12 protein-coding genes and 1 riboswitch are annotated in these 12330 nt (G+C 40.7%); all 12 genes read right to left on the minus strand.

The genetic code is table 11. The annotated features are described in order from the left end of the window. Positions 1-25: 25 nt before the first annotated feature. Positions 26-841 carry a uroporphyrinogen-III synthase gene (locus Q1A47_RS09590; RefSeq protein WP_026683037.1) on the minus strand — a complete coding sequence of 272 codons (816 nt, stop codon included), beginning with the start codon at positions 839-841 and terminating at the stop codon, positions 26-28. Continuing rightward, positions 825-1466, minus strand: coding sequence for an NAD(P)-binding protein (locus Q1A47_RS09595; protein ID WP_166530608.1), 642 nt, complete (start codon positions 1464-1466; stop codon positions 825-827). The genes Q1A47_RS09590 and Q1A47_RS09595 overlap by 17 nt, the downstream gene beginning before the upstream one ends. Before the next feature lie 30 nt (positions 1467-1496). Next, complete coding sequence (locus Q1A47_RS09600; RefSeq protein ID WP_166530607.1) at positions 1497-2228, minus strand: sirohydrochlorin chelatase; 732 nt, start codon at positions 2226-2228, stop codon at positions 1497-1499. A 17-nt stretch (positions 2229-2245) separates the two neighbouring features. After that, positions 2246-3025, minus strand: a complete 780-nt coding sequence (cobA, locus tag Q1A47_RS09605) for a uroporphyrinogen-III C-methyltransferase (protein WP_026683034.1) — start codon at positions 3023-3025, stop codon at positions 2246-2248. A 42-nt stretch (positions 3026-3067) separates the two neighbouring features. Continuing rightward, complete coding sequence (cysI, locus tag Q1A47_RS09610) at positions 3068-4783, minus strand: assimilatory sulfite reductase (NADPH) hemoprotein subunit (RefSeq protein ID WP_166530606.1); 1716 nt, start codon at positions 4781-4783, stop codon at positions 3068-3070. Positions 4784-4873: 90 nt separating this feature from the next. Next, the gene (locus tag Q1A47_RS09615) at positions 4874-6706 is read right to left on the minus strand and encodes an assimilatory sulfite reductase (NADPH) flavoprotein subunit (protein WP_166530605.1); all 1833 of its coding nucleotides are present in this window, start codon (positions 6704-6706) and stop codon (positions 4874-4876) included. 112 nt (positions 6707-6818) lie between these two features. Continuing rightward, the gene (locus Q1A47_RS09620; RefSeq protein ID WP_299631960.1) at positions 6819-7556 is read right to left on the minus strand and encodes a phosphoadenylyl-sulfate reductase; all 738 of its coding nucleotides are present in this window, start codon (positions 7554-7556) and stop codon (positions 6819-6821) included. Between the two features lie 152 nt (positions 7557-7708). Further along, positions 7709-7811: riboswitch (SAM riboswitch) on the minus strand. A gap of 205 nt (positions 7812-8016) precedes the next feature. Continuing rightward, positions 8017-8331, minus strand: a complete 315-nt coding sequence (locus tag Q1A47_RS09625; RefSeq protein ID WP_026683030.1) for a multidrug efflux SMR transporter — start codon at positions 8329-8331, stop codon at positions 8017-8019. Continuing rightward, positions 8331-8681 carry a multidrug efflux SMR transporter gene (locus Q1A47_RS09630; protein WP_026683029.1) on the minus strand — a complete coding sequence of 117 codons (351 nt, stop codon included), beginning with the start codon at positions 8679-8681 and terminating at the stop codon, positions 8331-8333. Before Q1A47_RS09630 ends, Q1A47_RS09625 begins: the two co-directional genes overlap by 1 nt. 387 nt (positions 8682-9068) lie before the next feature. After that, positions 9069-9641 carry a TetR family transcriptional regulator gene (locus Q1A47_RS09635; protein WP_026683028.1) on the minus strand — a complete coding sequence of 191 codons (573 nt, stop codon included), beginning with the start codon at positions 9639-9641 and terminating at the stop codon, positions 9069-9071. 128 nt (positions 9642-9769) lie between these two features. Further along, positions 9770-11179, minus strand: coding sequence for a rhodanese-like domain-containing protein (locus Q1A47_RS09640; RefSeq protein ID WP_026683027.1), 1410 nt, complete (start codon positions 11177-11179; stop codon positions 9770-9772). Positions 11180-11267: 88 nt separating this feature from the next. Then, on the minus strand, positions 11268-11930 hold the full coding sequence (locus Q1A47_RS09645; RefSeq protein ID WP_121604192.1) for a peroxiredoxin: 663 nt from the start codon (positions 11928-11930) through the stop codon (positions 11268-11270). Between the last annotated feature and the right edge of the window lie 400 nt (positions 11931-12330).

A 12330-nucleotide genomic window follows, 5' to 3' on the forward strand; every position in this document is an offset into this window, starting at 1 on the left:
CTATTCGCTTTCATGGCATAACGCTTCATTGAACAACCTGTTGTTCGTAATAATGATTCATTTCTACGACCATTCTTCCCATCTTCGGTTTCGTCGGATAAAAAACATCCTGAATCTGATTCTTTCTTAATTCCTGTGCAGTTACTTTTCCTACTGCAGCAGCTAGGACATGTTTATTAAAGGCGGCTATTACCTGTTTTCTATGCTCATGTGAAAAGGAGTGGAAAAGATTCTGAACCTGTGTTTTGCTTGTAAAAATAACAGCATCTAAGGATTGATGAATAATTTCATCCCTTAATTCCCGTAATACCTCAGCATCTGGTTGCTTATAATAATATGGTTTCGCCAAATAGACAGCATATCCTAAGTGCTCTAATGCTGCTTGTAACTGTAAATCATCTTGGTTATATGCCTGTAAATAAACACGCTGTCCCTGCCGATTAGGTTGATTAGCAAGCGTCTGTATAAGATCCTCCATGGTGCCATCTTTCGATACAAATGTCGGAGAAATAGCGTGTTCTTTTAACCAATGACGTGTCTTACTGCCTCGAATTGCTAACGTCGTTTGTCCTAGCTTCTGAATAAAATCGGAAAAGCAATGGAGCTTTCGTGCAACTCTTTCTAAGCTCGCTGCCCCAATTCCTGTAGTTAAGATGATGAAGTCAAATGATCCTGACAATAATGTTGAAATATTCGCTTCACCTGTTTGATCATCAAATACTTGTTCTCCTTGAATAGAGAATACGGAGGGTATGCCTCCATTTTTTTTAACTAATGTAGCTATCTCTTCCACTTTACGTGTAGCAGCAATACCTACCTGCTTATTATTTAATCCCTTCACTTGCATCGATCCTCCCCGTTATTGCTCTTAGCGACTGTAATGCCTGAAGTTGTTTATCTTTACACAGAAATTCCTCAGATACGAGCGATTGTAATAGTTTTTTCTGCCGCTGCTTATCCACGGTGGATTGTTTCAATAGCTGTCTGCTTTGATATAGAAAATCTACATAGCCTTCATAGTCCTTGCTATAGATGCGTTCAAGTTCTTTCTTAATCTTGGATGATAGTGCTGGACTTGCTTCATTGGTTGAAATACTAATGGACAATCTTCCTTGCTTCAGATATGCAGGAAAATGAACATGACTCGCTTTTGCATCTGAAGCATTATTTACAAGGCACTCGGCTGGTGCTGACATAGATACGAATTGATTCACCAATTGATCGTCTGTGGCGGCAACAACAAGTACAGCCTGCTGGATATCCGTTGCCTCGAATGTCTTTTGTTTCCATGTAAGAAAGCCCGCTTCCCAAGCCGTTCGAATTGCCTTATTAATTATAGGACTAATTACTGTAATGTGAGCACCACTTTCTATGATTGTGTTTATACGTCGTTCTGCTATCGTGCCACCACCAACAATAACTACTTGCTTTTCATTTAATTCAAGCATTAATGGAATTCGCCCCATTGCATTCAACATCCTTTTTATAAAATTGCTTTACACGATTGCCTCTATAACGCGATCCTTTAATGCTTCCTGCATTGCCGGATGCTTTCCTAAATGATGACAAAGGATGATTTCCCGCTTGCTTCTCCCAATTTCTGTAATCCTTTGCTGAATATGTCGCATCAAAAATCCGGTAAACCAAATATAAGGGACGATAACAATTTGCGAGTTTTCCTCCGTAACAGCTGCCCGCAACTTTCCCTCAAAAGCAGGGGTACATGCAGCTAGATAGCATGCTTCCACATGAGCTACCCCCGTTATTTTTTTTAGTCGATTTGCGATGGTTTCGATATCGATTACTGTTTGTGGATTACTACTGCCTCTGCCTACTAACAGCACCTTCATATCTGACTTCATAGTTACCACTGCTTGATTCATTCGCTCAGCCAATATCTGCGTTAATCGATCCTGTACACCAAGTGGTTGACCATAGGTAAATGAAATAGCTGGATATAATGCCTTTTGCTGCTCAATAACCTGCGGAATATCGTGATAATAATGACCTGCTTGTAATAATAGCACCGGTACAATTGCGATGCGGGTTGCCCCTTGAGTTACCAAATTAGCAATTCCCTGCTTCATATCAGGAGTGGCCAATTCGAGAAAGCAGATTTCCTGCAAGGGAATATCCACCTGTTCTTTCACCGTTTCAAGAAACGATATGGCTTCTGCCGTAGCATCAGCGTATCTACTGCCATGACTTACATAAAGAACAGCTTGCATGTAGCTTCCTCCCTTTGTTACCCAATGACAGCAATTGGCGATTCGGATGCTTCATAAGCCAGCCCTTCAAACCACTTTATTTGTTCACGTAGCCGAACGACCTCACCAATAATAATCATCGAGGGGTTTTTTAGATGTTTAGCTTTCGTTGCTATCGTGTGCAACGTACCTGTTATCGTTTGTTGCGCTTGTGTTGTCCCATAATGTATAACGGCAATCGGCGTCGTTGCATCCCTGCCATATTTAATTAGATAATGGCATATGTCTGGAAGGTTTTTTACACCCATATAAATACATAAGGTTTCAGCGCCCTTAGCAAGGTGCTCCCAATATGCCTCACCTGTATCTCCCTTTCGAGTTACTCCCGACACAAAAGCAACAGATGAGCTAATCTGTCGATGGGTTAACGGGATTCCGGCATAGGCTGGCGCAGCTGATCCAGAAGTAATTCCTGGTACAATTTCAAATGGAATCTGGTGTTTTCCTAGAGTGAGCGCTTCCTCACCCCCTCTTCCAAAGATAAAAGGGTCACCGCCTTTTAATCGCGTAACAACCTTCCCTTGCCTTGCATATTGCCAAAGTAATTGATTTATTTGCTCCTGCTTTAATGCGTGGTGATCTGGACGCTTCCCACAATAAATCAGTTCTGCTTGTTTAGGTGCATAGTCCTCTAATAATTGTTCATTCACTAAACGATCATATAAAATAACATCCGACTGACCGATGATCTTTGCACCTTTTACCGTAATCAAATCGGGGTCACCTGGACCTGCTCCAACCAAATATACCTTTCCCATTTCCTACCCCCGCCTCTTCTATTAATCTGGTTTAAACCTGCACTACCTATGAAAATCAAGTCCGGAATGTACAGCTTCCACATAATTCGCTCGAATAACGTAGTCTCCAAAATGCTCCCCATCGAGCCGTTCCCTTGCATACTGATTGAGAATAGGACGAAGTGTATCTAAAATCTCCTGCTCGCCTATATTTTCTCGATAGAGCTTACTTAATCGTTCCCCGGTAAAACTTCCACCAAGGTACATATTGTACTTACCTGGCGCCTTACCAATGAACGCAATTTCTGCTAGAGCTGGTCGCGAGCATCCATTGGGACAGCCTGACATGCGTATAACCATTTCTTCTTCACGTAGTCCTGCTTCATCAAGAATCCCTTCTATCTTTTCAATTAATGAAGGAAGGTACCTTTCTGATTCCGCCATTGCCAAAGCGCAAGTTGGTAACGCAACACAAGCCATCGAATTACGGCGTAACCCGCTAAATTGCCCACCATCTGTTAGTTTGTACGTTTTGATAAGTTGATCGATCTGTTCTTTCTTTTGTTTCGTAACATTTGCAATGACTAGATTTTGATTAGGTGTTAAACGAAAATCACCCGTATGCACCTTTGCGATTTCCCTCAGTCCTGTCCTTAATGGATAATCCTCTGTATCCTTTACACGGCCATTTTGAATAAATAATGTGAAGTGCCATTTGCCGTTTCCCTCCACCCAGCCATAGCTATCCCCATTATTTTCAAACTGATAATTTCTCGTTTCCTCCAATTCCCAGCCTAATCGTTCATGTAACGTTTGCTTTAGCCAATCAATACCTCTTGCATCGATCGTGTATTTAAATCTTGCATTCTTACGGTTGGATCGATTTCCATAGTCACGTTGAATTGTAACAATTTCCTCTGCTACAGCAATTACTTGATCTGGTGTACAGAAGCCAATCACCCGCCCTAATTGCGGATACGTATCGGTATTTCCGTGCGTCATTCCCATACCGCCACCAACAGAAACATTAAACCCCACCAGTTTACCTGCCTCTTGAATAGCAATAAAGCCAAGGTCTTGAGAGAATACATCAATATCATTTGATGGTGGTACAGCAATGCCAATCTTGAATTTTCTTGGCAAATACGTTGTTCCATAGATTGGTTCTATTTCCGTTTCATCTCGCGAATCAACTACTTTTTCTTTATCTAGCCAAATCTCATGATATGCTCCGGTTCTTGGTGAGAGGCGGTCACTAATTTTTTGTGCCCACGTTTGAACCTCTGCATGGACCGCCGATTGATATGAATTGGTATTGCACATTACATTTCGATTTACATCACCACATGCTGCTAAAGTATCCATAAGTGTATGGTTAATCTCTTTTATCGTATTTTTCAAATTCCATTTCAAGATGCCATGTAATTGAAATGCTTGCCTTGTGGTTAGACGAATCGTTCCATTTGCATAATTGTCAGCAAGTTCATCCATCACCAGCCATTGCTTAGGGCTGGCAATTCCTCCTGGAACACGCACTCGCAGCATAAATTGATAGGCAGGCTCTAATTTTTGACGTCTCCGTTCATCCCGTAGATCACGATCATCCTGTTGATAACTCCCGTGAAACTTCAGCACTTTATTATCATCATCCGAAATAGCTCCTGTTATTGGGTCTGCAAGTCCTTCCGTTATTGTACCTCGTAGAAATTTACTTTCTTTTTTAATTCGCTCCATATCATCCAATGTGGTCTCATGTAGTGAGTCCTTTCCCTTTGCCATTCGTTAAACTCCCTCCATTCCTTAATCTTCACGTGTAATAGCACCAAGCATGTATCCTAAATAACATGCCTATTTAACCAACAAGAGCCATTAATACACATCTCGCTGGTAGCGTTTCTGCTGACGCATTTGCTGCAAATACGATTCAGCCTCCTCCGCAGTCATGTCTCCCTCCTGCCTTAAAATCGTAAGTATTGTTTGCTGGACGTCTTTTGCCATATGCTTTTCGTCTCCACACACGTAAACAGCAGCGCCTGCTTTTAACCATTCATAAAAATCCTTACTTTTTTCAAGCATCTTGTGTTGTACATATACTTTTTGATCGGTATCCCGTGAGAATGCCACATCCATTCTCGATAGCACACCAGATTTTAACCACTTTTGCCAATCCACTTGATAAAGGAAATCACAGGAGAAATGCTGTTCTCCAAAGAAGAGCCATGTTTGTTGCTCCGCTTCGGTTTCCTCTAGTTCCTCCAGATAAGAGCGAAATGGTGCAACCCCGGTACCAGGACCAATCATAATCACCCTCGTTTCCGGGTCATCAGGAAATTGAAAATTAGCGTTTTGATGGATATACACTGGCAATTTCTCACCGACTTCCACTCGTGTGGCTACTTGACTGGAGCAGACGCCCGCACGTTCACGCCCATGAGCAAAATAATTTACCGTACCAACAGTTAGATGAACTTCATCAGGGTTGGCTTCATAGCTGCTGGCAATGGAATAAAGACGAGCAGGTAGCTTCCGTAATATGCTGACAAAATCCTCAGCCAGCAGCTTCTTAGGCGGAAAATCGGTTACTAAATCTAAAACATCCCTTCCCTCAAGATACGACTTTAAATTTTCCTTATTGCTTGCTGTTAATAGATCGGTTAATGCTTCATTAGCAAATAATGTAGCTGCCTTTTCTACTAGTGGCTTCGTTAAAACCGTAATCTCAAAATGGGAAAGTAAAGCTTCTCGTAATGACCTAATTTCCCCCTGTTTATTCACAGATACAGTTTGTTCTGCATCCCAATTCATCGCCTTCATAAGTTGATCGACTAATACGGGGTCATTTTTCGGAAATATCCCTAAGCTATCTCCTGGTTTGAAGGTAAAGCCAGACCCATCAATGGACAATTCTAGATGGCGGGTTTGCTTATTGGAACCGCGACCACTTAAATTAATATTCTCCACAACCTCGGCCATAAATGGATTTGTTCTTGAAAAACCAGGTTGTTCGGAAACGAACGTGCCTGCCGTTTGTTGACCTGCTAGAACGGTATTGTCAACAACTTCAGATGACTGCTTTAAAACCCCGAGTACTCCCGTCATCCACTCAGACGCTTGCTCATCAAAATCCAAATCACAATCTACTCGGTCATATAGCCTCTCTCCACCTAATTCTTCTAGGCGTTTATCAAAGTCTTTTCCTGTTTGACAGAAAAATTCATACGACTCATCACCGAGCGCTAGCACTGCGAAACGCAAATGATCCAATTTAGGTGCTTTTCTGCTGTGAAGAAATTCATAGAAAGAGATCGCATTATCCGGTGGATCACCTTCTCCATGGGTTGCCGTTATAATTAATACATCCTCTGTCTTCTTTAATTTCTTTGGCTTAAAGTCATCAAGCGCGGAGCAAGTTACCAAAAAATTCGCTGCGTCTAGCTTTTCAGCCATCGATTCTGCTAATGAGCGGGCAGTCCCTGTCTCCGATCCATATAATACGGTTACTTCTCTCGGATCTGTGCCAGCATTCGTTGCTTGACTGACGGCTTGGGGGTCTGGATTACCAGATTGGACTTCTTTTGATATAAAAGCTGAAAGGTAACCACTTAGCCAAACCTTTTGATGATCCGTTAAAGTAGGTAACAGGAGATTTAATTGTTCTATTTGTTCGTGATTAAAAGGGCTATTTGTTACATTCAACGACAACACGTTCCACCTCACTATTAAGTTCTTTTTTATACCTATACAATCAAATGCTTAGTATACCAATTAATTTACTAGGAATTAAACGAAATAAAAAAGATGAATACTCAGATCATCACGATTCGCTTTTATTAACCGTGGTATGCAAGCCACATTCCGTTTTCGTTTGCCCCGTCCATCTACCTGCACGTAAATCATCAGAGTCGGCTACTTGGGAGGTACAAGGAATACACCCAATACTTGGATAATTTCTATCATGCAGTTCATTATAGGGCAATTGTTGTTTTTGAATATAATTCCATACATCGTCCCAAGTCCAATAAATTAACGGACATATTTTAATGCTTTTAAATCGTTCATCCCTATTCACAAAGTCTGTTTTACTACGACTTGGTGACTGCTCTCTACGAAGTCCAGATATCCAAGCAGGTACCTTATCTAGTTCTTCTTCAAGAGGCTTGATCTTACGAATGAAACAACATTGATCTGGCTGTCGCTTCCACAAGGCTGAGCCATGCTTTGCTGCCTGTTCTTCCACTGTCAAATCAGGCTGCTTTAAGCGAATCCGCAAATCAGGGTACCTTTTTTTCACTTCATCGATGAAATCATACGTTTCTTGAAAATGTAACCCTGTGTCTAGAAAGACAATCTCTGCATCAGATTTCTCCTTTGCTATTAAATCAATTAGCACCATACCTTCTGCGCCAAAGCTACATGCATAAACGATGGAATCCCCATATTGCTCATATGCCCAACTTAAAATGGTAGAGGCTCCTTTCGTTTCATCCTCAGGGAGAAAATCTTTAAAAGGATCAACAGTAAAATCTTGATATGACAGCATATGACTTGTCACGCATTATCCCTCCTACGTTATTCTTAAAAATAAAGGCGTAAGGTCTAGGCAAATGTACTGGAAATAGGCAGTGAGGCAAACAAAAACATTGCTATGAAAAACTCTTCCTATCCATGTGATAAGAAGAGTAATTTGTACGGTATCTTGCACTCTTCTTATCTATCAGACCATTGTCTGTAGGAATTGGCACAGTGTTAGAATAACCTGCTGCCGAAGCTTCAAAGGGCCTTTTCCCTCCACCTCTCTTGATAAGAATTAAAATCTATGACTGTATTGTTTGATATATTAAATGGTTTTCCAGAAAAAGTCAATGCCTTTTTCCAAAACATGAGAATAGTTTGATATTCATGTTATATACAAAACACAAGCCAGATGTGACAATAAATTTTTTTAGATCATGAAAAGAATCACCTAAATGTGAACGTGCTATTCTCCCAAAAGCATGTGTATTCTAATATGCTTATGATAATGCTTTTAACCCGGTAACTCCAATAATAATCGCAATCAAACTAGCAATTCGATACTTATTCGTGGATTCACCAAAGAAAATCATGTTCATCAATACCGCACCGGCTGTTCCAATGCCAATAAACACAGAATATGCCACACTTACAAGTAAATACGAGAAGGATGCGTATAAAAAGATGAATGAACCACCTAATCCACCAATATAAAGCAGTCCATTTCGTATAGTCTTCTGTTGACTATAGAGACGTAAACCTAAGACACCTAACATTTCAAATACAGATGCACTCGCAATAAATAACCATCCCATTAGGATTGAACCCCCTTTGTCGCTTCAGACTGTTCCGGTTGATCAGAAAGTTTTAAGCCAATTACCCCTAGAACTAGAATCAACATAAAGAACATTTTTCCTACATTTAAACTTCCACCAAATAAGTAAATATCCATGATGGCTGTACCTACTGTTCCCGCAGCAGCAAATATCGCATATACGGTACCTGTTGGTAGATTTTCACAAGCTTTAGACAGGAAATGGAGATCTAAAAGGATAGCTCCTATGATTAGGACCCAATGCCACCAAGCGTTAGCGGTATTAAATCCATAGATCCAGATCAATTCAAAAACACTCGTTAATACAACATATATCCATGATTTATTCATTTCTGTATTTCATCCTTTATCACATGACTGACTTTCAGTCATTATATTTTTAGAAAACCGGAGCAAAATTCGCTCAGTCCTTATCACTACATGCTCAGATTTACGCTTCCTCTAGTAGCTATTATGGAATAATAGCTACTGCTTGCTTGACCACCACTCCGGCTGCCCACTTCCCTTTCCGTGGGGTTTGTCCTTCAGCTAACTTTGCAACGTGTTCTTCTTTGCAAAGTTAGTTGAAGCCGTGCCCGCGGAAAGCGAAGTAATTCGTAGGGGCATTGCCAATATACATCAAACATTTCAAAATAACTACTTGGCTTAACGCAGTCATTGCACTGATTTTATACTTTCTTAACTTATAATAAAAAACTTGGATTACACCAAGTCCAATTACTTACATAATGCATGTAATGCAAATTCTAAGACTTCTCGTTGTTTTTGTTTAGCAGACTCCTCGTCTTGTTGGTCATACAGATAGGATTGTTCAGCGGCCGATTCAATTAGGCCAATTAGTAATTTAGCTGTTCCGTTAATATCAATCGAATCTCGTAATTTACTAGCAGCCTTTGGTTGCTCAAGAAATTCTTGCATCCAGGCATAATAAGGCTCATAGATTTTTTCCCACTCACTCAAATAGTCACTTGAGGCTAATCCAGCAAAAATCAGCGCAAATATTTCCCGATATTCCTTTGTCAGGTCAAATATAATGGAGACGACTTGACCTAATTGATCCGTAAATGCCGTTTCTCGATTTACTTTTCGCTCCATTTCTTCTACGATTCGTTCTACCATCACTTCAGCAATTGAAGGCATAACTGCAAGTTTCGAGGGAAAATATAAATAAAAGGTTCCTTGTGCGATGCCTGCGCCTTTTACAATGTCGGAAACCTTTGTTTTTTCTATCCCTTTTTCACGAAACACATGAATAGCAGACTTCGTAATTTTTTCCTTTTTATTATCCATATCACCGCCCCTTTCATAGTATTCATTTCTCTTGACTGACTTTCAGTCATTTTATAGGATAAATTCCTTCCTGTCAAGCATCTCTCTTGTTTCTTCAAAAACTTGACGGAAGGAATCGTTTTACTATCCTATTTCGTCCAACCTAAATCCTCATTTTTCCATTGTAGCATTCCGCCTCGTATATTAATTACTTCAAAGCCTTCATTTAATAATATACTTGCGGCTATCGCAGAACGCTTTCCAGAGGCACAGTGAACAGCTATCGGCTTACTTGTGGACAGCTCTTTGACTCGCTCCTTTACATGTGGCAGCGAAGCATGTATTGCTTCTGGAATGCGTGCTTCCTCCCATTCATCTTGATAACGCACATCCAAAATTTGCACCTCATTCTTTTGAAACCTTCGTTCAATCTCTGTTGGTGATTGATTTTGGTACGAACGTAGACTGGATGCCGTTTGAATTAACGATGTAGAGAAAAACCCCCTAAGCTTATCCATACCAATGCTTATAACGATTTCTCTTAATTCATCAAAGCGATATGGCTCAGCTATGAAATAGATGTTGGACTCATAATCAACGAGCTTACCTATCCAATCAGCAAATAACCCGGGATATGGAAGGTTTATTGTTCCTGGAAGACTAGCATTAGCATAATCGATAGCATTTCGAGTATCAATGACTATATTTTTCTTGTCTTTTGCTAATTCTGCGATACAGTCTCCCTGTAATTGAAATTCTACACCGGCAGGCACATTGGCTAACGGTGTCATTCCCCTTTTGTTTATTGCTTTCATCTTGGCAAAATAAGCGGGTGGTTCTGGTTGGCCATGAAGCAAAAAGTCCACAAAGGGCTGCTCCTCTGTAAACTGAAATGCCGGATTATACATTCGCTCGTATCCTACTGTACTAGTAGGTATGGAGCCAAGACCTTTACCACATGCACTTCCAGCTCCATGACCTGGCCAAATCTGTATATAATCAGCATATTGTTTGAACCTTTGTAGCGACTTAAACAGCTGCCGAGCTCCTTTATCAGCAGAGTCTTTCACACCTAACGCCTTTTCAAGAAGATCTGGGCGACCTACATTTCCTACAAAAACAAAGTCACCCGTAAATATCCCCATTGGCAAATTGGCTGTCGCCTTATCTGTTAGCTCATATGCCATGTGTTCTGGTGTATGACCAGGAGTATGTATTGCTTTGAGTTGGACATTACCGATGGTTATAATGTCTTGGTCTCGTAATCCTTGAACGGTTAAACAATCATCCCAATCATACCCTCCATTGTTCGGTCCTTCCGTCGAATAAAAAATCGTCGCTCCCGTACGCCGAGATAGTTCTGTGACACCAGATACAAAATCAGCATGAATATGTGTCTCCACCGCTGCGGAAATATGAAACCCCTGCTCATTAGCAAGATGGATATATGCATCGATATTCCTTGCTGGATCAATAATGGCAGCTTCTCCAGTTGACTGGCAGGCTACCATATAAGAAGCTTGCGCTAAGGAAGAATCATAAAAGTATTTTAAATACATCTATCTAATAACCTCCTTCTATTCCATACATTTCTAACAAACGAACTATTAGGAGATTCCCCGACTAAGGAGAGCCGGGGAACTTTTTCTACTTCATTTCTTTCTGACAATAATACCAATCAACGCAATCATAGTCCTGATCATTCATTCGTTCATTTGCTTCCTGCTTTGTTTGTGGTGGTTTGACAAGGGCCTTGTCACCTGATTGCCAATTAGCTGGAGTCGATACACCATATTCATCCGTTGTTCGCAATGCTTCTACAAGGCGAACAATCTCATTCATATTCCGTCCAGTTGTAAGTGGATAATAAATGAGTGCGCGAATCGTCTGCTTCTCATCTATGACAAAAACAGCTCGTGAAGTTTCTGTGCCCGTAGATTCTGGCATAATCATACCGTACTTCGTCGCTACTTTTTGATCTAGATCAGCAATGATAGGAAATTCTATGGTCGTCTGAAAGTTCGCTTCTATATTCCGCAGCCAGGCAATATGCGAACTAACACTATCAACACTTAAACCAATCAATTCCGTATCCAGTGCACGTAATTGTTGATATACCTCCTGAAAGGCAACAAATTCAGACGTACAAACTGGTGTGAAATCAGATGGATGGGAAAACAATACAACCCATTTCCCTTGATAGTCACGAAGGGAGATATCTCCCTGTGTCGTTTTAGCCTGAAAATCAGGTGCCTGCTCCCCAATTCGTGGTAATCCATTTACTTCCACGTGGTGTTCCTGTTGTTCCATGTTTGAATCCCCTTTCTTTTTACTTCTAGTTCTGCTAGTCTTTACCTTTATATTACGTGGACTAAACATGCATGTTAAAAAAATCTGAATTGTCATGGAATGTTAACAATTTAGCGTGCTTGTAAATAATTGTTTAGTGAGAGAAAAAGCAACGAAACTACGATCGAATAGTTAGCGGGAATTCGCTAGGCGGTTCGATCGTTCGTCCGGGATAACAGACAACTAACCCTTGAGTACTTGACAGACGCCGATGTGTGATACGTACCATTCTATGGCTAGAAACCCGGGCACTGCCAAGATTAAAAAAACTGAGCAAAATTCGTTCAGTCCTTATCACTACATGCTCAGATTTACGCTTCCTCTAGTAGCTATTATGGAATAATAGCTACTGCTTGACCAC

The sequence above is a fragment of the uncultured Virgibacillus sp. genome (genome assembly GCF_947495635.1).
In the GTDB taxonomy this organism is placed as follows: Bacteria; Bacillota; Bacilli; order Bacillales; family Amphibacillaceae; genus Virgibacillus; species Virgibacillus salarius.